The organism is Spiroplasma endosymbiont of Apeira syringaria, from assembly GCF_964020205.1.
GTDB lineage: Bacteria > Bacillota_I > Bacilli_A > Mycoplasmatales > VBWQ01 > Spiroplasma_E > Spiroplasma_E ixodetis_A.
The window spans coordinates 1,243,100-1,266,494 of record NZ_OZ026543.1 but is presented as its reverse complement, the minus strand read 5'-3'; the positions used below and the strand labels follow the sequence as shown (position 1 = coordinate 1,266,494).

Sequence of the window (23,395 nt, the reverse complement as noted above, 5' to 3'; positions counted from 1 at the left end):
TTTTTGAATTTATGTTTATTTAAATTTTATATTCATTTTTTATAATTATTTTGTTCTATACAAAAATAAGAACAATTTAATTATAACACTTTTTTATATTTTAACACTTATTTATTTTAAATATTTTTAAAAAAAAACAAAATTGCTAAATAAACTGCACAATTGTGCAGTTTTGAAGTAATTATTATAGGCTTTTCTCCCTTTATGTACTATTTTAATTTTATCACATAAATGCTGAGAAAAGCCTATCTACGGACTTCTCCCCACATTTTTAAATCAAACATAGAATTACAGTTTCAAAACTAGGTATCTTGTTGAATTTATATGCAGCTTCTTTAGCATATAAATGAACATGATGTTTTGCAACTTTGATATGTGTTTTAAATGTTCTTCTTATATGTTTTCAAACTGATTCAATTTGGTTGGTATTTACACCAATTTTTGAAACATAGCCATCTTGATCGTTAACTGTTTCATGCTTAGTGAAAACTGATTTAAAATCGCAATATCCTTTTCAAGAATCAGTATATACAAGACATTTTGAAGAAATGTGGTTTTTTGCAAACTGCAAAAGATTTTTACTCTTTGCGTTTTTCAATACTTTCACAATTAAATTATTGGTTGTTTTTTGATAAATGCCAACAATCAAGGTTTTATTCACCAAGGATCTTCCTTGTTTTTTAAAACCCATATGTGAAAGATACATTTCATCAATTTGCACTGTACCTTCAACAATAAATTGAGGTTTTTGTTTTGCAATACGTGTTCTGATTTTATGAGTCATTCTTCAAGCAGTTTTCAAAGTCACTCCCAATTCTTTTGCAATATCTGTTGATGGAATTCCATGTTTGGTGTTTATTCATCTAAAGATAAGATAAAACCAAGATGTTAAAGATGTTTGTGACCTTGAAAATATGGTGCCTGTGAGAATGCTAAATGTTTGATTACATTTTAAACATCTCATTCTTTTTAAATCAGAAGTATTCAAATTAAAACTAAAACACCTAATACATTTGTTTTCTTTCAAATTTGCTATATATGCAAGACATTGCTGTTCAGTTTGAAAAGCATTGTTGAATTCATTCAGTTTCATTATTCCCTCCACAAGTACATGTGGGGAGAAGTCCGTTATTATATTTACATTTTTTGTGATTTACTACTAGAACTTTGAGTTTTACTTGTTGAGGGTTGATTTTGTAAATTTATAGCATTTATCTCCTCTTTTTCAAATATTAACTTAGGTAATTTTGATTTTGTTGAATTAGTTAATTCTTTTTTTAAAAACTTTCTTTTGATATTTTTCTTAAAATTCACTTGTTTGAATAATAATTGACTTATTTCTGAACTAATATTGTATTTTTTTAATAAAACATTTAAAGTAGTAAACTCTCCAATATCTTTAATATTTAGATCTGCACCTTTTTCAAGTAATAATTTAATCATGTCAAAATTATTTGTATATATAGAAAGATGTAAAGGAGTAGCCAAACTTTTCTCTTGTGCATTAATATCAGCATCATTTTCAAGAAGTAATTTTACTATTTCAATATTATTACATTCTATAGCTCAATGTAAAGGTGCACATCCATTTATATCTTGTTCATTAATATCAGCATCATTTTCAAGAAGTAATTTTACTATTTCAATATTATTACATTCTATAGCTCAATGTAAAGGTGTAGATCCATTTATATCTTGTTCATTAATATCAGCATCATTTTCAAGAAGTAATTTTACTATTTCAATATTATTACATTCTATAGCTCAATGTAAAGGTGTAGATCCATTTATATCTTGTTCATTAATATCAGCATCATTTTCAAGAAGTAATTTTACTATTTCAATATTATTATTGTTTACTGCATAATATAAAGGTGAACAAAAAGTTTCTTTATCTTCAATATTAGAATCAATTTTAAAATTTTCATTTAATCACTTAAATGACAATATATCATTATATTTTGAAAAATAAATTAAAAGTATATCAATATATTTTTTTTCATTATAATCATTAATAATTTTTTTTATTAATATTTCTTTAATAATTTCAATTTTATTGTTCTTAAAAAGAACATCTAAAATAGTATTATTACCATATTTATTTTGTATATTAATATCAGCATCATTTTCAAGAAGTAATTTTACTATTTCAATATTGTTATTAAAATTTGATACAGCAATTTGTAAAGGAGTTCCTCCAACATCTTTAATATTTGGATCTGCACCTTTTTCAAGTAATAATTTAGCTATTTCAAAATAACCATTATCTACTGCATAATGTAAAGGAAATCCTGTAGGAATACTATTAGTTTCTTTTGTGTTTTTTACATATAATTCATTATTAAGAAATTTTTCATCAAATAGTAATCTTAAATTTATTTTTTGATTTAAATTGTTTATTGTTAATAATTTATCTTCTATTTTTTTTAAGAAATTTTGGTATTGTTTTTCTTTGTATTTTTTAAATAAATTTAATTTTCCTCAAATACTAGTAGATAAAGTATCACCAGCACTTGCTAATGTAAAGCTATTAATAAATTTAGCATGAATATCTTTTTCAAAATAAGTACCATCACCACCTTTTCCATAATAAGTTTTGGTGATATTTAAATTTAAATTAGTCAAATCAATGGCATACAAAAATCATTTTTTGTTACTTGATTTATTTGCAAAAGATCAATTAAATTTATCAATTACTACATTATTTCCACTAATATCAATACCTGTCTCTTCTCACATTTCTTTTACAACAGTTGTATAATAATCCATAGTTTCAAGTCCACCAGTAATTGTACTATACTGACTGATTTTAGATATTTCATGAGCTGGGTTTTTTTCATTATGAATTTGTAAAAAATAATACTCATTGTCTTTTAAAACATAGGGTAAAATAGCAACTCCTTGGTTGTTACATCAAGGTTCTTCTACATGAATAAAACCATTTTTTATTGTTTTTTTTACTTGAATATATTTAGAATCAAACAATACTTCTTCGTCATTTATATTTAACATAATTTATTTTCCCCTTTTTTAATTTTTATTATATAAAATTAATTATAATATGTTGTAATTACAACCTCTTATTTTTTACATTTTTTGTTATTTACTACTAGAACTTTGAGTTTTACTTATTGAAGTTTCACTGTTTACTTTTGATTTATCTTTTTCAAATCCAAGAGCATTAGCAACTCTTTCTCTTCTTTCGCGTTCGTTTTTTTCTCCTCAAGCTTTGTTTGTTTCTCTAGCTCTTTTATTATATTCATCTTTTTCGGCTTGACTTCAATCATTACATGATTTTCACATATTACATCTCCTTTTATTATTTTTGAATATTTTTTTCTATACTTAAAATATCAAAGAAAATTATATATTTTTAAAACAAAAAATGTGTAATAAATAATAAAAAATCACTATTTTTTAAAAAAATAGTGATTTGAAATAAAATAAACTATAACATGGAATTTGAATGATATATTGTACTTGTTGAAGGTTGTGGGTCTTGATGATTTACTGTATTTCGAATAAATGAATCAAAATTTTGATTATTTTCTGATTCAATATTTAGATTTTCAGAAATGTTATTTGGGTTATGATTTAATATATATTTTAAAAATTTAACTGAAAATAAAATAAACATAATGATTAAAAAACATATAATTGAAAAATTTATCAATTCAATATTAAAGTTAATAAGTTCATTTATTCCTAATAATTTAATAATTAAGTTTATTAAAAAAATATAAAATTTGATATTAAATTATCAATTCAATTGACAAAACTTTCAAACATTATTAATGACTTTGCTATACCTAAAAAATTTCCTTTTACTTTAAAATATATTAATGATTTACCCAATAAACCTATACAATAAATTATTAACTTAAAACAAAATGTTGATAAAATATAATTTTTAATTTTGTCAGTCAAATTTCAAAACATTATTAATTTCCCCATTCTTTACTAACCAAAAGTTATTCATAATTATATATGAATAAAGTTATAAATTAAATATTTGGAATTTGAAAGTTGCTAGTTTTCGTTTGTAAATTTTAATTCATTGCAATGGAATTTAATTAAATTATTGATGAAGAACTACATTTAAAATAAAAAAAGGCTTTTCTCCCTTTATGTACTATTTTAATTTTATCACATAAATGCTGAGAAAAGCCTATCTACGGACTTCTCCCCACATTTTTAAATCAAACATAGAATTACAGTTTCAAAACTAGGTATCTTGTTGAATTTATATGCAGCTTCTTTAGCATATAAATGAACATGATGTTTTGCAACTTTGATATGTGTTTTAAATGTTATTCTTATATGTTTTCAAACTGATTCAATTTGGTTGGTATTTACACCAATTTTTGAAACATAGCCATCTTGATGGTTAACTGTTTCATGCTTAGTGAAAACTGATTTAAAATCGCAATATCCTTTTCAAGAATCAGTATATACAAGACATTTTGAAGAAATGTGGTTTTTTGCAAACTGCAAAAGATTTTTACTCTTTGCGTTTTTCAATACTTTCACAATTAAATTATTGGTTGTTTTTTGATAAATGCCAACTGGAATGGCAACCTTTTTTAGGACTATTTTTTGGTAGACATTTGTTTTTGATAATTAACTGGAGTTAAGTAGTTTAAAGTGCCGTGAATTCTTATGTTGTTATATCAATTGATGTAATCAAATAATTCTAATTTTAATTGGATTAATGATGTAAAATTTTTATCATTAATAAATTCGGTTTTGAAAGTTTTAAAGGTTGCTTCAGCAACAGCGTTATCATAAGGACAACCTTTTTTGCTTAAAGAGCGATTAATATTGAATGCTAGTAAAAGTTTATCAATAATTTTATTATTAAATTCATTACCGCGATCACTATGAAATATTTGAATATCTTTTAAACAGCGATTTGAGTGCATAAATGCTTGATATACTAATGATGCATCTTTTTTAGTACCTACACTATGTCCAATTATTTCGCGGTTAAATAGGTCAATTAATAAACAAATATAGTTTCACTTACCATTTACTTGAACATAAGTTAAATCACTAACAATAACTTCATTTTTAACTCTATTATTAAAGTTTCTATCAACAAGATTGTTTATTGGACTATCGTTAACTTTGTTATTATGATTTTTGTATGATAATTTAGTGTATTTTGATATTAAATTATGTTTATTCATAATTTCTTTAATTTTTCGTCTTGATAAATAAATTTCTTGGTTTTCTAGAATGACTTTTAATCTTCTAGTACCATAAACTTCTTTATTTTCTTTAAAAGCACTAATAACAGCTTGTTCATAAATATTATTTTGAATTTTATTTTTTTTCTTTAAATTAAAATAATATGTTGATTTAGAGAGTTTTAAAAAATGACACATTGTGCGAATTTTATATTTAACTTTATTTTTGACAATAATTTCTATTTTCTGCCTATTATTAGTGCTGCTTGCTTTAAAATATCATTTTCCATTCTTAATTGTTTTAATTCTTTTCTTAATTTAATTAATTCATTTTCTTCAACAGAACGATTATCTTTAGTTTTAAAACTACCTGAATTAGTAAATTGCTTAATTCAATTGTAAGTAGCTGCTCTTGTAACATTATATTCTTTAGCAAGGCAAGATACTGATTTGCCACTTTGATATAAAGCTACTATTTGTTTTTTAAATTCATCGGTATATGAGTTAATATTGGCCATAATTATAGTTCCTTTCTTTGTTCACTTGTCTACGTAATTAGTGTCCAATAAAGTGTAACCCATCCAAAAATGATGTTGTAGCAATAAAAGAAACATCACAAATGATTAAAGTTGAAAAATGATTTATGTTATGAGCAATATATACATCAATTGCTATGATGATTTGTATTGTGACTATTCCATTATCAATCATAAATTTAATTAACATCAAAAAAAACTGAAAAAAAAGAAATTGATATTAAAGAACTAAAAAAAATGCTTATTTTAGTAGTGACTGAACTTTAATACTTGCAAGCAAATTCGCTTTTTAAAAAAACTATAAAAACACTCAAGTTTGAGTGTTTTTATGGCTTTTCTCCCTTTATGTACTATTTTAATTTTATCACATAAATGCTGAGAAAAGCCTATCTACGGACTTCTCCCCACATTTTTAAATCAAACATAGAATTACAGTTTCAAAACTAGGTATCTTGTTGAATTTATATGCAGCTTCTTTAGCATATAAATGAACATGATGTTTTGCAACTTTGATATGTGTTTTAAATGTTCTTCTTATATGTTTTCAAACTGATTCAATTTGGTTGGTATTTACACCAATTTTTGAAACATAGCCATCTTGATGGTTAACTGTTTCATGCTTAGTGAAAACTGATTTAAAATCGCAATATCCTTTTCAAGAATCATTATATACAAGACATTTTGAAGAAATGTGGTTTTTTGCAAACTGCAAAAGATTTTTACTCTTTGCGTTTTTCAATACTTTCACAATTAAATTATTGGTTGTTTTTTGATAAATGCCAACAATCAAGGTTTTATTCACCAAGGATCTTCCTTGTTTTTTAAAACCCATATGTGAAAGATACATTTCATCAATTTGCACTGTACCTTCAACAATAAATTGAGGTTTTTGTTTTGCAATACGTGTTCTGATTTTATGAGTCATTCTTCAAGCAGTTTTCAAAGTCACTCCCAATTCTTTTGCAATATCTGTTGATGGAATTCCATGTTTGGTGTTTATTCATCTAAAGATAAGATAAAACCAAGATGTTAAAGATGTTTGTGACCTTGAAAATATGGTGCCTGTGAGAATGCTAAATGTTTGATTACATTTTAAACATCTCATTCTTTTTAAATCAGAAGTATTCAAATTAAAACTAAAACACCTAATACATTTGTTTTCTTTCAAATTTGCTATATATGCAAGACATTGCTGTTCAGTTTGAAAAGCATTTTTGAATTCATTCAGTTTCATTATTCCCTCCACAAGTACATGTGGGGAGAAGTCCGAAATAAAATTCGCACAATGTGTCATTTTTTAAAACTCTCTAAATCAACATATTATTTTAATTTAAAGAAAAAAAATAAAATTCAAAATAATATTTATGAACAAGCTGTTATTAGTGCTTTTAAAGAAAATAAAGAAGTTTATGGTACTAGAAGATTAAAAGTCATACTAGCAAACCAAGAAATTTATTTATCACGCAGAAAAATTAAAGAAATTATGAATAAGCATAATTTAATATCAAAATACACTAAATTATCATTCAAAAATTATCATAATAAAGTCAATGATAGTCAAATAACCAATCTTGTTAATAGAAACTTTAATAATAGAATTAAAAATGAAGTTATTGTTAGTGATTTAACTTATGTTCAAGTTAATGGTAAATGAAACTATATTTGCCTATTAATCGACCTATTTAACCGCGAAATAATTGGACATAGTGTAGGTACTAAAAAAGATGCATCATTAGTATATCAAGCATTTATGCAATCAAATCACTGTTTAAAAGATATTGAAATATTTCATACTGATCGCGGTAATGAATTCAATAATAAAACTATTGATAAACTTTTATTAGCTTTCAACATAACTCGATCTTTAAGCAAAAAAGGATGTCCTTATGACAATGCTGTTGCTGAAACAACTTTTAAAACTTTCAAAATTGAATTTATTAATGATAAAAATTTTACATCATTAATCCAATTAAAATTAGAATTATTTGATTACATCAATTGATATAACAACATAAGAATTCACGGCACTTTAAACTACTTAACTCCAGTTAGTTATCAAAAACAAATGTCTACCAAAAAATAGTCCTAAAAAGGATTGCCATTCCAAACTCATTTATTTTAAAATAAAATAATGAGTTAAAAACTTATATTAAGTTTAATTAAATTATACAAAAAAAGTTTCTATATTAAAAATAGAAACTAAAGTTTTAGGGGTTATTTGGAATTTTTGAATTTATGTTTATTTAAATTTTATATTCATTTTTTATAATTATTTTGTTCTATACAAAAATAAGAACAATTTAATTATAACACTTTTTTATATTTTAACACTTATTTATTTTAAATATTTTTAAAAAAAAACAAAATTGCTAAATAAACTGCACAATTGTGCAGTTTTGAAGTAATTATTATAGGCTTTTCTCCCTTTATGTACTATTTTAATTTTATCACATAAATGCTGAGAAAAGCCTATCTACGGACTTCTCCCCACATTTTTAAATCAAACATAGAATTACAGTTTCAAAACTAGGTATCTTGTTGAATTTATATGCAGCTTCTTTAGCATATAAATGAACATGATGTTTTGCAACTTTGATATGTGTTTTAAATGTTCTTCTTATATGTTTTCAAACTGATTAAATTTGGTTGGTATTTACACCAATTTTTGAAACATAGCCATCTTGATGGTTAACTGTTTCATGCTTAGTGAAAACTGATTTAAAATCGCAATATCCTTTTCAAGAATCAGTATATACAAGACATTTTGAAGAAATGTGGTTTTTTGCAAACTGCAAAAGATTTTTACTCTTTGCGTTTTTCAATACTTTCACAATTAAATTATTGGTTGTTTTTTGATAAATGCCAACAATCAAGGTTTTATTCACCAAGGATCTTCCTTGTTTTTTAAAACCCATATGTGAAAGATACATTTCATCAATTTGCACTGTACCTTCAACAATAAATTGAGGTTTTTGTTTTGCAATACGTGTTCTGATTTTATGAGTCATTCTTCAAGCAGTTTTCAAAGTCACTCCCAATTCTTTTGCAATATCTGTTGATGGAATTCCATGTTTGGTGTTTATTCATCTAAAGATAAGATAAAACCAAGATGTTAAAGATGTTTGTGACCTTGAAAATATGGTGCCTGTGAGAATGCTAAATGTTTGATTACATTTTAAACATCTCATTCTTTTTAAATCAGAAGTATTCAAATTAAAATTAAAACACCTAATACATTTGTTTTCTTTCAAATTTGCTATATATGCAAGACATTGCTGTTCAGTTTGAAAAGCATTGTTGAATTCATTCAGTTTCATTATTCCCTCCACAAGTACATGTGGGGAGAAGTCCGTTATTATATTTACATTTTTTGTGATTTACTACTAGAACTTTGAGTTTTACTTGTTGAGGGTTGATTTTGTAAATTTATAGCATTTATCTCCTCTTTTTCAAATATTAACTTAGGTAATTTTGATTTTGTTGAATTAGTTAATTCTTTTTTTAAAAACTTTCTTTTGATATTTTTCTTAAAATTCACTTGTTTGAATAATAATTGACTTATTTCTGAACTAATATTGTATTTTTTTAATAAAACATTTAAAGTAGTAAACTCTCCAATATCTTTAATATTTAGATCTGCACCTTTTTCAAGTAATAATTTAATCATGTCAAAATTATTTGTATATATAGAAAGATGTAAAGGAGTAGCCAAACTTTTCTCTTGTGCATTAATATCAGCATCATTTTCAAGAAGTAATTTTACTATTTCAATATTATTACATTCTATAGCTCAATGTAAAGGTGCACATCCATTTATATCTTGTTCATTAATATCAGCATCATTTTCAAGAAGTAATTTTACTATTTCAATATTATTACATTCTATAGCTCAATGTAAAGGTGTAGATCCATTTATATCTTGTTCATTAATATCAGCATCATTTTCAAGAAGTAATTTTACTATTTCAATATTATTACATTCTATAGCTCAATGTAAAGGTGTAGATCCATTTATATCTTGTTCATTAATATCAGCATCATTTTCAAGAAGTAATTTTACTATTTCAATATTATTATTGTTTACTGCATAATATAAAGGTGAACAAAAAGTTTCTTTATCTTCAATATTAGAATCAATTTTAAAATTTTCATTTAATCACTTAAATGACAATATATCATTATATTTTGAAAAATAAATTAAAAGTATATCAATATATTTTTTTTCATTATAATCATTAATAATTTTTTTTATTAATATTTCTTTAATAATTTCAATTTTATTGTTCTTAAAAAGAACATCTAAAATAGTATTATTACCATATTTATTTTGTATATTAATATCAGCATCATTTTCAAGAAGTAATTTTACTATTTCAATATTGTTATTAAAATTTGATACAGCAATTTGTAAAGGAGTTCCTCCAACATCTTTAATATTTGGATCTGCACCTTTTTCAAGTAATAATTTAGCTATTTCAAAATAACCATTATCTACTGCATAATGTAAAGGAAATCCTGTAGGAATACTAGTAGTTTCTTTTGTGTTTTTTACATATAATTCATTATTAAGAAATTTTTCATCAAATAGTAATCTTAAATTTATTTTTTGATTTAAATTGTTTATTGTTAATAATTTATCTTCTATTTTTTTTAAGAAATTTTGGTATTGTTTTTCTTTGTATTTTTTAAATAAATTTAATTTTCCTCAAATACTAGTAGATAAAGTATCACCAGCACTTGCTAATGTAAAGCTATTAATAAATTTAGCATGAATATCTTTTTCAAAATAAGTACCATCACCACCTTTTCCATAATAAGTTTTGGTGATATTTAAATTTAAATTAGTCAAATCAATGGCATACAAAAATCATTTTTTGTTACTTGATTTATTTGCAAAAGATCAATTAAATTTATCAATTACTACATTATTTACACTAATATCAATACCTGTCTCTTCTCACATTTCTTTTACAACAGTTGTATAATAATCCATAGTTTCAAGTCCACCAGTAATTGTACTATACTGACTGATTTTAGATATTTCATGAGCTGGGTTTTTTTCATTATGAATTTGTAAAAAATAATACTCATTGTCTTTTAAAACATAGGGTAAAATAGCAACTCCTTGGTTGTTACATCAAGGTTCTTCTACATGAATAAAACCATTTTTTATTGTTTTTTTTACTTGAATATATTTAGAATCAAACAATACTTCTTCGTCATTTATATTTAACATAATTTATTTTCCCCTTTTTTAATTTTTATTATATAAAATTAATTATAATATGTTGTAATTACAACCTCTTATTTTTTACATTTTTTGTTATTTACTACTAGAACTTTGAGTTTTACTTATTGAAGTTTCACTGTTTACTTTTGATTTATCTTTTTCAAATCCAAGAGCATTAGCAACTCTTTCTCTTCTTTCGCGTTCGTTTTTTTCTCCTCAAGCTTTGTTTGTTTCTCTAGCTCTTTTATTATATTCATCTTTTTCGGCTTGACTTCAATCATTACATGATTTTCACATATTACATCTCCTTTTATTATTTTTGAATATTTTTTTCTATACTTAAAATATCAAAGAAAATTATATATTTTTAAAACAAAAAATGTGTAATAAATAATAAAAAATCACTATTTTTTAAAAAAATAGTGATTTGAAATAAAATAAACTATAACATGGAATTTGAATGATATATTGTACTTGTTGAAGGTTGTGGGTCTTGATGATTTACTGTATTTCGAATAAATGAATCAAAATTTTGATTATTTTCTGATTCAATATTTAGATTTTCAGAAATGTTATTTGGGTTATGATTTAATATATATTTTAAAAATTTAACTGAAAATAAAATAAACATAATGATTAAAAAACATATAATTGAAAAATTTATCAATTCAATATTAAAGTTAATAAGTTCATTTATTCCTAATAATTTAATAATTAAGTTTATTAAAAAAATATAAAATTTGATATTAAATTATCAATTCAATTGACAAAACTTTCAAACATTATTAATGACTTTGCTATACCTAAAAAATTTCCTTTTACTTTAAAATATATTAATGATTTACCCAATAAACCTATACAATAAATTATTAACTTAAAACAAAATGTTGATAAAATATAATTTTTAATTTTGTCAGTCAAATTTCAAAACATTATTAATTTCCCCATTCTTTACTAACCAAAAGTTATTCATAATTATATATGAATAAAGTTATAAATTAAATATTTGGAATTTGAAAGTTGCTAGTTTTCGTTTGTAAATTTTAATTCATTGCAATGGAATTTAATTAAATTATTGATGAAGAACTACATTTAAAATAAAAAAAGGCTTTTCTCCCTTTATGTACTATTTTAATTTTATCACATAAATGCTGAGAAAAGCCTATCTACTGACTTCTCCCCACATTTTTAAATCAAACATAGAATTACAGTTTCAAAAATAGGTATCTTGTTGAATTTATATGCAGCTTCTTTAGCATATAAATGAACATGATGTTTTGCAAATTTGATATGTGTTTTAAATGTTCTTCTTATATGTTTTCAAACTGATTCAATTTGGTTGGTATTTACACCAATTTTTGAAACATAGCCATCTTGATGGTTAACTGTTTCATGCTTAGTGAAAACTGATTTAAAATCGCAATATACTTTTCAAGAATCAGTATATACAAGACATTTTGAAGAAATGTGGTTTTTTGCAAACTGCAAAAGATTTTTACTCTTTGCGTTTTTCAATACTTTCACAATTAAATTATTGGTTGTTTTTTGATAAATGCCAACAATCAAGGTTTTATTCACCAAGGATCTTCCTTGTTTTTTAAAACCCATATGTGAAATATACATTTCATCAATTTGCACTGTACCTTCAACAATAAATTGAGGTTTTTGTTTTGCAATACGTGTTCTGATTTTATGAGTCATTCTTCAAGCAGTTTTCAAAGTCACTCCCAATTCTTTTGCAATATCTGTTGATGGAATTCCATGTTTGGTGTTTATTCATCTAAAGATAAGATAAAACCAAGATGTTAAAGATGTTTGTGACCTTGAAAATATGGTGCCTGTGAGAATGCTAAATGTTTGATTACTGGATGGGTTACACTTTATTGGACACTAATTACATAGACAAGTGAACAAAGAAAGGAACTATAATTATGGCCAATATTAACTCATATACCGATGAATTTAAAAAACAAATAGTAGCTTTATATCAAAGTGGCAAATCAGTATCTTGCCTTGTTAAAGAATATAATGTTACAAGAGCAGCTACTTACAATTGAATTAAGCAATTTACTAATTCAGGTAGTTTTAAAACTAAAGATAATCGTTCTGTTGAAGAAAATGAATTAATTAAATTAAGAAAAGAATTAAAACAATTAAGAATGGAAAATGATATTTTAAAGCAAGCAGCACTAATAATAGGCAGAAAGTAGAGATTATTGCAAATAATAAATCTAAATATAAAATTCGCACAATGTGTCATTTTTTAAAACTCTCTAAATCAACATATTATTTTAATTTAAAGAAAAAAAATAAAATTCAAAATAATATTTATGAACAAGCTGTTATTAGTGCTTTTAAAAAAAATAAAGAAGTTTATGGTACTAGAAGATTAAAAGTCATTCTAGAAAACCAAGAAATTTATTTATCAAGACGAAAAATTAAAGAAATTATGAATAAACATAATTTAATATCAAAATACACTAAATTATCATTCAAAAATTATCATAATAAAGTCAATGATAGTCAAATAACCAATCTTGTTAATAGAAACTTTAATAATAGAGTTAAAAATGAAGTTATTGTTAGTGATTTAACTTATGTTCAAGTAAATGGTAAGTGAAACTATATTTGTTTATTAATTGACCTATTTAACCGCGAAATAATTGGACATAGTGTAGGTACTAAAAAAGATGCATCATTAGTATATCAAGCATTTATGCACTCAAATCGCTGTTTAAAAGATATTCAAATATTTCATAGTGATCGCGGTAATGAATTTAATAATAAAATTATTGATAAACTTTTACTAGCATTCAATATTAATCGCTCTTTAAGCAAAAAAGGTTGTCCTTATGATAACGCTGTTGCTGAAGCAACCTTTAAAACTTTCAAAACCGAATTTATTAATGATAAAAATTTTACATCATTAATCCAATTAAAATTAGAATTATTTGATTACATCAATTGATATAACAACATAAGAATTCACGGCACTTTAAACTACTTAACTCCAGTTAATTATCAAAAACAAATGTCTACCAAAAAATAGTCCTAAAAAGGGTTGCCATTCCACAAATAACCAATCTTGTTAATAGAAACTTTAATAATAGAATTAAAAATGAAGTTATTGTTAGTGATTTAACTTATGTTCAAGTTAATGGTAAATGAAACTATATTTGCCTATTAATCGACCTATTTAACCGCGAAATAATTGGACATAGTGTAGGTACTAAAAAAGATGCATCATTAGTATATCAAGCATTTATGCAATCAAATCACTGTTTAAAAGATATTGAAATATTTCATACTGATCGCGGTAATGAATTCAATAATAAAACTATTGATAAACTTTTATTAGCTTTCAACATAACTCGATCTTTAAGCAAAAAAGGATGTCCTTATGACAATGCTGTTGCTGAAACAACTTTTAAAACTTTCAAAATTGAATTTATTAATGATAAAAATTTTACATCATTAATCCAATTAAAATTAGAATTATTTGATTACATCAATTGATATAACAACATAAGAATTCACAGTACTCTAAACTACCTAACTCCAGTTAGTTATCAAAAACAAATGTCTACCAAAAAATAGTCCTAAAAAGGATTGCCATTCCAAACTCATTTATTTTAAAATAAAATAATGAGTTAAAAACTTATATTAAGTTTAATTAAATTATACAAAAAAAGTTTCTATATTAAAAATAGAAACTAAAGTTTTAGGGGTTATTTGGAATTTTTGAATTTATGTTTATTTAAATTTTATATTCATTTTTTATAATTATTTTGTTCTATACAAAAATAAGAACAATTTAATTATAACACTTTTTTATATTTTAACACTTATTTATGTTAAATATTTTTAAAAAAAAACAAAATTGCTAAATAAACTGCACAATTGTGCAGTTTTGAAGTAATTATTATATTTACATTTTTTGTGATTTACTACTAGAACTTTGAGTTTTACTTGTTGAGGGTTGATTTTGTAAATTTATAGCATTTATCTCCTCTTTTTCAAATATTAACTTAGGTAATTTTGATTTTGTTGAATTAGTTAATTCTTTTTTTAAAAACTTTCTTTTGATATTTTTCTTAAAATTCACTTGTTTTAATAATAATTGACTTATTTCTGAACTAATATTGTATTTTTTTAATAAAACATTTAAAGTAGTAAACTCTCCAATATCTTTAATATTTAGATCTGCACCTTTTTCAAGTAATAATTTAATCATGTCAAAATTATTTGTATATATAGAAAGATGTAAAGGAGTAGCCAAACTTTTCTCTTGTGCATTAATATCAGCATCATTTTCAAGAAGTAATTTTACTATTTCAATATTATTACATTCTATAGCTCAATGTAAAGGTGCACATCCATTTATATCTTGTTCATTAATATCAGCATCATTTTCAAGAAGTAATTTTACTATTTCAATATTATTATTGTTTACTGCATAATATAAAGGTGAACAAAAAGTTTCTTTATCTTCAATATTAGAATCAATTTTAAAATTTTCATTTAATCACTTAAATGACAATATATCATTATATTTTGAAAAATAAATTAAAAGTATATCAATATATTTTTTTTCATTATAATCATTAATAATTTTTTTTATTAATATTTCTTTAATAATTTCAATTTTATTGTTCTTAAAAAGAACATCTAAAATAGTATTATTACCATATTTATTTTGTATATTAATATCAGCATCATTTTCAAGAAGTAATTTTACTATTTCAATATTGTTATTAAAATTTGATACAGCAATTTGTAAAGGAGTTCCTCCAACATCTTTAATATTTGGATCTGCACCTTTTTCAAGTAATAATTTAGCTATTTCAAAATAACAATTATCTACTGCATAATGTAAAGGAAATCCTGTAGGAATACTAGTAGTTTCTTTTGTGTTTTTTACATATAATTCATTATTAAGAAATTTTTCATCAAATAGTAATCTTAAATTTATTTCGGACTTCTCCCCACATGTACTTGTGGAGGGAATAATGAAACTGAATGAATTCAAAAATGCTTTTCAAACTGAACAGCAATGTCTTGCATATATAGCAAATTTGAAAGAAAACAAATGTATTAGGTGTTTTAATTTTAATTTGAATACTTCTGATTTAAAAAGAATGAGATGTTTAAAATGTAATAAAACATTTAGCATTCTCACAGGCACCATATTTTCAAGGTCACAAACATCTTTAACATCTTGGTTTTATCTTATCTTTAGATGAATAAACACCAAACATGGAATTCCATCAACAGATATTGCAAAAGAATTGGGAGTGACTTTGAAAACTGCTTGAAGAATGACTCATAAAATCAGAACACGTATTGCAAAACAAAAACCTCAATTTATTGTTGAAGGTACAGTGAAAATTGATGAAATGTCTTGTATATACTGATTCTTGAAAAGGATATTGCGATTTTAAATCAGTTTTCACTAAGCATGAAACAGTTAACCATCAAGATGGCTATGTTTCAAAAATTGGTGTAAATACCAACCAAATTGAATCAGTTTGAAAACATATAAGAAGAACATTTAAAACACATATCAAAGTTGCAAAACATCATGTTCATTTATATGCTAAAGAAGCTGCATATAAATTCAACAAGATACCTAGTTTTGAAACTGTAATTCTATGTTTGATTTAAAAATGTGGGGAGAAGTCCGTAGATAGGCTTTTCTCAGCATTTATGTGATAAAATTAAAATAGTAAATAAAGGGAGAAAAGCCATTTATTTTTTGATTTAAATTGTTTATTGTTAATAATTTATCTTCTATTTTTTTTAAGAAATTTTGGTATTGTTTTTCTTTGTATTTTTTAAATAAATTTAATTTTCCTCAAATACTAGTAGATAAAGTATCACCAGCACTTGCTAATGTAAAGCTATTAATAAATTTAGCATGAATATCTTTTTCAAAATAAGTACCATCACCACCTTTTCCATAATAAGTTTTGGTGATATTTAAATTTAAATTAGTCAAATCAATGGCATACAAAAATCATTTTTTGTTACTTGATTTATTTGCAAAAGATCAATTAAATTTATCAATTACTACATTATTTCCACTAATATCAATACCTGTCTCTTCTCACATTTCTTTTACAACAGTTGTATAATAATCCATAGTTTCAAGTCCACCAGTAATTGTACTATACTGACTGATTTTAGATATTTCATGAGCTGGGTTTTTTTCATTATGAATTTGTAAAAAATAATACTCATTGTCTTTTAAAACATAGGGTAAAATAGCAACTCCTTGGTTGTTACATCAAGGTTCTTCTACATGAATAAAACCATTTTTTATTGTTTTTTTTACTTGAATATATTTAGAATCAAACAATACTTCTTCGTCATTTATATTTAACATAATTTATTTTCCCCTTTTTTAATTTTTATTATATAAAATTAATTATAATATGTTGTAATTACAACCTCTTATTTTTTACATTTTTTGTTATTTACTACTAGAACTTTGAGTTTTACTTATTGAAGTTTCACTGTTTACTTTTGATTTATCTTTTTCAAATCCAAGAGCATTAGCAACTCTTTCTCTTCTTTCGCGTTCGTTTTTTTCTCCTCAAGCTTTGTTTGTTTCTCTAGCTCTTTTATTATATTCATCTTTTTCGGCTTGACTTCAATCATTACATGATTTTCACATATTACATCTCCTTTTATTATTTTTGAATATTTTTTTCTATACTTAAAATATCAAAGAAAATTATATATTTTTAAAACAAAAAATGTGTAATAAATAATAAAAAATCACTATTTTTTAAAAAAATAGTGATTTGAAATAAAATAAACTATAACATGGAATTTGAATGATATATTGTACTTGTTGAAGGTTGTGGGTCTTGATGATTTACTGTATTTCGAATAAATGAATCAAAATTTTGATTATTTTCTGATTCAATATTTAGATTTTCAGAAATGTTATTTGGGTTATGATTTAATATATATTTTAAAAATTTAACTGAAAATAAAATAAACATAATGATTAAAAAACATATAATTGAAAAATTTATCAATTCAATATTAAAGTTAATAAGTTCATTTATTCCTAATAATTGCTAAATTGTAAAGGTAAGTGCAACTAAATTATTTTTCTATCCAAATATTCTATCGGTGAAAGATAATTTAGTATTTTTCTTGGTCTTTGGTTTAAAGACAATATAAATTTATGAACTTCATTTTTACAAGTTTTTGAAAAATTAAATTTTTTAGGAAATTTTTCTCTAATTAAACCATTAGTATTTTCATTAGTACCTCTTTGTCAAGGTGAATATGGATTTGCAAAATAAATTTTCACATCTAAATTTTTTTCAAGTTGTTGTCAATTTGAAAATTCTTTACCACGATCAAAAGTAATGGTTTTAACAATATTTTTAGGAAGAATTGATAAATAATGGCTAATATTTTTGTTAATAACTTTAGTAGTTCTGTTTTTAACTAATATTGCTAAAGTAAATCGTGATACTCTTTCAACTAAAGTTATTAAACATTTTTTACTTTTGCCTCGTGATGATACTATAGTATCTCCTTCTCAATGACCAAGTGTTATACGATCATTAATATTAAGATCTCTTTCTTTAATTGATTTGCTATTGAATTTGCCACGATTTTCTTGAGATTTGCGTTTTTTGCCTTTTCTTCTTAAATTTTTACTAGTAACTTGATCAAGCAATCCAGAATAAATTCAATTGTAAATTGTTTTAAAACTAATAACTCATTGTTTATGAAAATTTTTAATTCTGCCATAAATTTGTTCAGGTGATCAGCCTAATAATAGTTTTTGTTGCACATATTTTACTAAATCTTTATTTTTAAACTTATGAAAAAAAATATGTGATTGTTTTCTATTTTCAGCTTTATTTTGTGCAATCAATGAAAAATAATTACTATTATCTTGATTTCTATTAATTTCTCGAATAATAGTACTAATATTTCGATTAAGATTTTTAGCTATTTCACTAATTTTAACTTTAAATTTCAATTGATTCTCAATATAAATTCTTTCATCTACGCCAAGATGTTTATAACTCATATAAAAACTCCTTACTTTTTTTATAAAATAAATTTAGCATTATGAAATTTTTATATGAGAATTTTTTTGCAATTTTATTTACTTGCACTTACAAGTATAATTCAGCAATTTAATAATTAAGTTTATTAAAAAAATATAAAATTTGATATTAAATTATCAATTCAATTGACAAAACTTTCAAACATTATTAATGACTTTGCTATACCTAAAAAATTTCCTTTTACTTTAAAATATATTAATGATTTACCTAATAAACCTATACAATAAATTATTAACTTAAAACAAAATGTTTATAAAATATAATTTTTAATTTTGTCAGTCAAATTTCAAAACATTATTAATTTCCCCATTCTTTACTAACCAAAAGTTATTCATAATTATATATGAATAAAGTTATAAATTAAATATTTGGAATTTGAAAGTTGCTAGTTTTCGTTTGTAAATTTTAATTCATTGCAATGGAATTTAATTAAATTATTGATGAAGAACTACATTTAAAATAAAAAAATTCCTATATTAAAAATAGGAACTAAAATTTTTAGGAGTTATTTGGAATTTATGTTTATGTTTAAATTATATTCATTTTTTAAAATTATTTGTTCTATAAAAAATAATAACAATTTAATTATAACACTTTTATTTTATATTTTAACACTTATTTACGTTAAATATTTTAATTAAAAATTAAAAAAGAAAAAAATAACGGACTTCTCCCCACATTTTTAAATCAAACATAGAATTACAGTTTCAAAACTAGGTATCTTGTTGAATTTATATGCAGCTTCTTTAGCATATAAATGAACATGATGTTTTGCAACTTTGATATGTGTTTTAAATGTTCTTCTTATATGTTTTCAAACTGATTCAATTTGGTTGGTATTTACACCAATTTTTGAAACATAGCCATCTTGATGGTTAACTGTTTCATGCTTAGTGAAAACTGATTTAAAATCGCAATATCCTTTTCAAGAATCAGTATATACAAGACATTTTGAAGAAATGTGGTTTTTTGCAAACTGCAAAAGATTTTTACTCTTTGCGTTTTTCAATACTTTCACAATTAAATTATTGGTTGTTTTTTGATAAATGCCAACAATCAAGGTTTTAAAAAACAAGGAAGATCCTTGAGGCTTTTTAATAATCTGTGTATCTTTGTTTTATAAAGTACTAGTTTAGATTAATTCTATCTTCAAATTTTATCATAAAATGAGCAATTGCTGTATTTCAATTTTGAATAGGCAATGTTCATTTTTTTGTTATATTTTCAATTGCCAAGTAAAATATTTTGAAAACTGCCATATCATTAGGAAAAACTTTTTTATTTCTGATGATTTTTCGTAATTGACTATTAACAGATTCAATAGCGTTTGTAGTATAAATCACTCTTTTGATTTCTACTGGATAACTAATAAAAACCATTAAATTATCTCAATTTTTATATCAAGATTTAGTAATTTGAGGATATTGTTTATTTCATTTACTTTCAAACGATTCTAAAGCTTGCATTGCTTGTTCTTCACTACATGCACTATAAATTGGTTTTAAATCTGCAACTAGACCTTTTCGATGTTTGTATGAAACATATTTTAAACTATTTCTAATTTGATGAACAATGCATAATTGATGTTCTGTTTTAGGATAAACTGATTGTATTGCTTCTGACATGCCTGTTAAATTATCACTACAAGCAATAAGAATATCATTTAAGCCACGATTTTTCATTTCTGTGAAATTAGATAATCAAAACTTAGAAGCTTCATTTTCACTAATTCATAATCCTAAAACATCTTTTTTGCCTTCTAAATCAACTCCTAATGCTATATAAACTGATTTGTTAATAATCCGTTTATCTTGTCGTACTTTAACTACTATACAATCAAAATAAACAATAGGATAAATACTTTCTAATGGTCGATTTTGTCATGCTTTAACATCATCAATAACATCATCAGTAATTTGACTAATAACACTTTCACTAATATCAGCACCATGATATAACTCTTGCAACTGCATTCTAATGTCAGATAATGTCATTCCTTTTGAATACAAGGAAAGAACTTGTTGATCAAAACCATCAAATCTTCTTTGCCTTTTAGGAACTATTACAGGAGTAAAATTACTATTGCGATCTCTTGGTACATCAATTTCAATTTTACCTTGTTGAGTTATTAATTTTTTTGAACTTGTACCATTACGAGCATTTTCAGTAGTACTATGTTGATTTTTTTCATATCCTAAATAATTTTGCATTTCAGAATTCAACATTTTTTCAACTAATCTTTTTGTTAATTCTTTATATAAACCGCCAGGTTTAAAAACTGTTGTTAAATCTTCAGTATTTTCTAGTAATAAATCTACTGCTTTTGATATTGGATCATTATTATTAAAGGGCTTTTCTCCCTTTATGTACTATTTTAATTTTATCACATAAATGCTGAGAAAAGCCTATCTACGGACTTCTCCCCACATTTTTAAATCAAAAATAGAATTACAGTTTCAAAACTAGGTATCTTGTTGAATTTATATGCAGCTTCTTTAGCATATAAATGAACATGATGTTTTGCAACTTTGATATGTGTTTTAAATGTTCTTCTTATATGTTTTCAAACTGATTCAATTTGGTTGGTATTTACACCAATTTTTGAAACATAGCCATCTTGATGGTTAACTGTTTCATGCTTAGTGAAAACTGATTTAAAATCGCAATATCCTTTTCAAGAATCAGTATATACAAGACATTTTGAAGAAATGTGGTTTTTTGCAAACTGCAAAAGATTTTTACTCTTTGCGTTTTTCAATACTTTCACAATTAAATTATTGGTTGTTTTTTGATAAATGCCAACAATCAAGGTTTTATTCACCAATGATCTTCCTTGTTTTTTAAAACCCATATGTGAAAGATACATTTCATCAATTTGCACTGTACCTTCAACAATAAATTGAGGTTTTTGTTTTGCAATACGTGTTCTGATTTTATGAGTCATTCTTCAAGCAGTTTTCAAAGTCACTCCCAATTCTTTTGCAATATCTGTTGATGGAATTCCATGTTTGGTGTTTATTCATCTAAAGATAAGATAAAACCAAGATGTTAAAGATGTTTGTGACCTTGAAAATATGGTGCCTGTGAGAATGCTAAATGTTTGATTACATTTTAAACATCTCATTCTTTTTAAATCAGAAGTATTCAAATTAAAATTAAAACACCTAATACATTTGTTTTCTTTCAAATTTGCTATATATGCAAGACATTGCTGTTCAGTTTGAAAAGCATTGTTGAATTCATTCAGTTTCATTATTCCCTCCACAAGTACATGTAGGGAGAAGTCCGTATTAAAGTTATCTTTTTTAGCCATCTGTAACTCACTCTTTCTAGTCATTTAATTATATTTACTAGAATTAATTAAACATAGTTATTTTTGTAAGTTACACAGATTACTAAACATTTCCAACGATTCTAAAGCTTGCATTGCTTGTTCTTCACTACATGCACTATAAATTGGTTTTAAATCTGCAACTAGACCTTTTCGATGTTTGTATGAAACATATTTTAAACTATTTCTAATTTGATGAACAATGCATAATTGATGTTTCTGTTTTAGGATAAACTGATTGTATTGCTTCTGACATGCCTGTTAAATTATCACTACAAGCAATAAGAATATCATTTAAGCCACGATTTTTCATTTCTGTGAAATTAGATAATCAAAACTTAGAACCTTCATTTTCACTAATTCATAATCCTAAAACATCTTTTTTGCCTTCTAAATCAACTCCTAATGCTATATAAACTGATTTGTTAATAATCCGTTTATCTTGTCGTACTTTAACTACTATACAATCAAAATAAACAATAGGATAAATACTTTCTAATGGTCGATTTTGTCATGCTTTAACATCATCAATAACATCATCAGTAATTTGACTAATAACACTTTCACTAATATCAGCACCATGATATAACTCTTGCAACTGCATTCTAATGTCAGATAATGTCATTCCTTTTGCATACAAGGAAAGAACTTGTTGATCAAAACCATCAAATCTTCTTTGCCTTTTAGGAACTATTACAGGAGTAAAATTACTATTGCGATCTCTTGGTACATCAATTTCAATTTTACCTTGTTGAGTTATTAATTTTTTTGAACTTGTACCATTACGAGCATTTTCAGTAGTACTATGTTGATTTTTTTCATATCCTAAATAATTTTGCATTTCAGAATTCAACATTTTTTCAACTAATCTTTTTGTTAATTCTTTATATAAACCGCCATGTTTAAAAACTGTTGTTAAATCTTCAGTATTTTCTAGTAATAAATCTACTGCTTTTGATATTGGATCATTATTATTAAAGGGGACGGTAACAAAAACGGAGGATATA

General features: G+C 24.0%; 24 protein-coding genes and 1 pseudogene. 7 read left to right on the top strand and 18 right to left on the bottom strand.

The genetic code is table 4. The features are described 5' to 3' along the window. Positions 1–271: 271 nt before the first annotated feature. On the bottom strand, positions 272–1,093 hold the full coding sequence (locus AACL02_RS07760; RefSeq protein WP_339040649.1) for an IS1595 family transposase: 822 nt from the start codon (positions 1,091–1,093) through the stop codon (positions 272–274). Between AACL02_RS07760 and AACL02_RS07755 the strand changes: the two genes are divergently transcribed. Continuing rightward, positions 1,039–1,200 (top strand): hypothetical protein, encoded by a 162-nt coding sequence (locus tag AACL02_RS07755; RefSeq protein ID WP_339040639.1) that lies wholly within the window; start codon positions 1,039–1,041, stop codon positions 1,198–1,200. The two genes, AACL02_RS07760 and AACL02_RS07755, sit on opposite strands and share 55 nt — an antisense overlap. On the opposite strand, the gene AACL02_RS07750 is transcribed toward AACL02_RS07755, so the two are convergent. The 5 genes from AACL02_RS07750 to AACL02_RS07730 form a co-directional block, all read right to left on the bottom strand. Further along, positions 1,138–3,012, bottom strand: coding sequence for an ankyrin repeat domain-containing protein (locus AACL02_RS07750; RefSeq protein ID WP_339040647.1), 1,875 nt, complete (start codon positions 3,010–3,012; stop codon positions 1,138–1,140). The genes AACL02_RS07755 and AACL02_RS07750 overlap by 63 nt on opposite strands. Before the next feature lie 87 nt (positions 3,013–3,099). Then, positions 3,100–3,303: a hypothetical protein gene (locus tag AACL02_RS07745; protein WP_339040627.1), complete on the bottom strand. Its 204-nt coding sequence runs from the start codon at positions 3,301–3,303 to the stop codon at positions 3,100–3,102. 891 nt (positions 3,304–4,194) lie between these two features. After that, positions 4,195–4,560 carry a transposase gene (locus AACL02_RS07740; RefSeq protein WP_339043684.1) on the bottom strand — a complete coding sequence of 122 codons (366 nt, stop codon included), beginning with the start codon at positions 4,558–4,560 and terminating at the stop codon, positions 4,195–4,197. A gap of 29 nt (positions 4,561–4,589) precedes the next feature. Continuing rightward, positions 4,590–5,707, bottom strand: a protein-coding gene (locus AACL02_RS07735) for an IS3 family transposase (protein WP_339040645.1) whose coding sequence is annotated in 2 segments (ribosomal slippage) — positions 4,590–5,464 and positions 5,464–5,707 — 1,119 coding nt in all. Because the reading frame shifts where the segments join, the coding sequence is not laid out codon by codon here. A gap of 430 nt (positions 5,708–6,137) precedes the next feature. Beyond that, positions 6,138–6,953 (bottom strand): IS1595 family transposase, encoded by an 816-nt coding sequence (locus AACL02_RS07730; protein WP_339043683.1) that lies wholly within the window; start codon positions 6,951–6,953, stop codon positions 6,138–6,140. A gap of 57 nt (positions 6,954–7,010) precedes the next feature. Here AACL02_RS07730 and AACL02_RS07725 point away from each other — a divergent pair, with 57 nt between their 5' ends. After that, entirely contained in the window at positions 7,011–7,808 is a 798-nt protein-coding gene (locus AACL02_RS07725) for an IS3 family transposase (protein WP_339040643.1), read from the top strand. A gap of 553 nt (positions 7,809–8,361) precedes the next feature. On the opposite strand, the gene AACL02_RS07720 is transcribed toward AACL02_RS07725, so the two are convergent. Further along, on the bottom strand, positions 8,362–9,042 hold the full coding sequence (locus AACL02_RS07720; protein WP_339040641.1) for an IS1595 family transposase: 681 nt from the start codon (positions 9,040–9,042) through the stop codon (positions 8,362–8,364). Between AACL02_RS07720 and AACL02_RS07715 the strand changes: the two genes are divergently transcribed. Further along, positions 8,988–9,149, top strand: a complete 162-nt coding sequence (locus AACL02_RS07715) for a hypothetical protein (RefSeq protein ID WP_339040639.1) — start codon at positions 8,988–8,990, stop codon at positions 9,147–9,149. The genes AACL02_RS07720 and AACL02_RS07715 overlap by 55 nt on opposite strands. Here AACL02_RS07715 and AACL02_RS07710 read toward each other — a convergent pair. The 3 genes from AACL02_RS07710 to AACL02_RS07700 all read right to left on the bottom strand — a co-directional run bounded on the left by AACL02_RS07710 (position 9,087) and on the right by AACL02_RS07700 (position 12,680). Continuing rightward, the gene (locus AACL02_RS07710; protein WP_339040637.1) at positions 9,087–10,961 is read right to left on the bottom strand and encodes an ankyrin repeat domain-containing protein; all 1,875 of its coding nucleotides are present in this window, start codon (positions 10,959–10,961) and stop codon (positions 9,087–9,089) included. The genes AACL02_RS07715 and AACL02_RS07710 overlap by 63 nt on opposite strands. Before the next feature lie 87 nt (positions 10,962–11,048). Then, positions 11,049–11,252, bottom strand: coding sequence for a hypothetical protein (locus tag AACL02_RS07705; protein WP_339040627.1), 204 nt, complete (start codon positions 11,250–11,252; stop codon positions 11,049–11,051). Between the two features lie 891 nt (positions 11,253–12,143). Beyond that, positions 12,144–12,680, bottom strand: a complete 537-nt coding sequence (locus AACL02_RS07700) for an IS1595 family transposase (protein ID WP_339040635.1) — start codon at positions 12,678–12,680, stop codon at positions 12,144–12,146. Positions 12,681–12,886: 206 nt separating this feature from the next. Between AACL02_RS07700 and AACL02_RS07695 the strand changes: the two genes are divergently transcribed. Next, a protein-coding gene (locus AACL02_RS07695) for an IS3 family transposase (protein ID WP_422397815.1) occupies positions 12,887–14,004 on the top strand; the annotation gives its coding sequence in 2 pieces (ribosomal slippage) (positions 12,887–13,157 and positions 13,157–14,004; 1,119 coding nt in all). Further along, the gene (locus AACL02_RS07690; RefSeq protein WP_422397849.1) at positions 13,974–14,552 is read left to right on the top strand and encodes an IS3 family transposase; all 579 of its coding nucleotides are present in this window, start codon (positions 13,974–13,976) and stop codon (positions 14,550–14,552) included. The genes AACL02_RS07695 and AACL02_RS07690 overlap by 31 nt, the downstream gene beginning before the upstream one ends. A 331-nt stretch (positions 14,553–14,883) precedes the next feature. Here AACL02_RS07690 and AACL02_RS07685 read toward each other — a convergent pair whose 3' ends face one another. Continuing rightward, positions 14,884–15,831: an ankyrin repeat domain-containing protein gene (locus AACL02_RS07685; RefSeq protein WP_339043682.1), complete on the bottom strand. Its 948-nt coding sequence runs from the start codon at positions 15,829–15,831 to the stop codon at positions 14,884–14,886. Positions 15,832–15,964: 133 nt separating this feature from the next. On the opposite strand from AACL02_RS07685, the gene AACL02_RS07680 reads away from it, so the two are divergent. Together AACL02_RS07680 and AACL02_RS07675 are read left to right on the top strand one after the other, a co-directional pair. Then, positions 15,965–16,396, top strand: a complete 432-nt coding sequence (locus tag AACL02_RS07680; protein WP_339040633.1) for a hypothetical protein — start codon at positions 15,965–15,967, stop codon at positions 16,394–16,396. Further along, complete coding sequence (locus tag AACL02_RS07675; RefSeq protein ID WP_339040631.1) at positions 16,347–16,619, top strand: transposase; 273 nt, start codon at positions 16,347–16,349, stop codon at positions 16,617–16,619. The genes AACL02_RS07680 and AACL02_RS07675 overlap by 50 nt, the downstream gene beginning before the upstream one ends. A 40-nt stretch (positions 16,620–16,659) precedes the next feature. Here the strand turns inward: AACL02_RS07675 and AACL02_RS07670 are convergent, their stop codons facing one another. The 7 genes and pseudogenes from AACL02_RS07670 to AACL02_RS07640 all read right to left on the bottom strand — a co-directional run. Then, positions 16,660–17,340, bottom strand: coding sequence for a hypothetical protein (locus AACL02_RS07670; RefSeq protein WP_339040629.1), 681 nt, complete (start codon positions 17,338–17,340; stop codon positions 16,660–16,662). Positions 17,341–17,427: 87 nt separating this feature from the next. Beyond that, positions 17,428–17,631, bottom strand: coding sequence for a hypothetical protein (locus AACL02_RS07665; RefSeq protein WP_339040627.1), 204 nt, complete (start codon positions 17,629–17,631; stop codon positions 17,428–17,430). Positions 17,632–18,066: 435 nt separating this feature from the next. Continuing rightward, complete coding sequence (locus tag AACL02_RS07660; RefSeq protein ID WP_339040235.1) at positions 18,067–19,017, bottom strand: IS30 family transposase; 951 nt, start codon at positions 19,015–19,017, stop codon at positions 18,067–18,069. A 722-nt stretch (positions 19,018–19,739) separates the two neighbouring features. Continuing rightward, positions 19,740–20,132: an IS1595 family transposase gene (locus AACL02_RS07655; RefSeq protein ID WP_339040625.1), complete on the bottom strand. Its 393-nt coding sequence runs from the start codon at positions 20,130–20,132 to the stop codon at positions 19,740–19,742. Positions 20,133–20,184: 52 nt separating this feature from the next. Further along, positions 20,185–21,369 carry an IS256 family transposase gene (locus AACL02_RS07650; RefSeq protein WP_422397848.1) on the bottom strand — a complete coding sequence of 395 codons (1,185 nt, stop codon included), beginning with the start codon at positions 21,367–21,369 and terminating at the stop codon, positions 20,185–20,187. Positions 21,370–21,488: 119 nt separating this feature from the next. After that, positions 21,489–22,304 carry an IS1595 family transposase gene (locus AACL02_RS07645; RefSeq protein WP_339043679.1) on the bottom strand — a complete coding sequence of 272 codons (816 nt, stop codon included), beginning with the start codon at positions 22,302–22,304 and terminating at the stop codon, positions 21,489–21,491. Positions 22,305–22,460: 156 nt separating this feature from the next. Then, positions 22,461–23,331: pseudogene (locus AACL02_RS07640) on the bottom strand (IS256 family transposase); the annotation flags it as partial. Between the last annotated feature and the right edge of the window lie 64 nt (positions 23,332–23,395).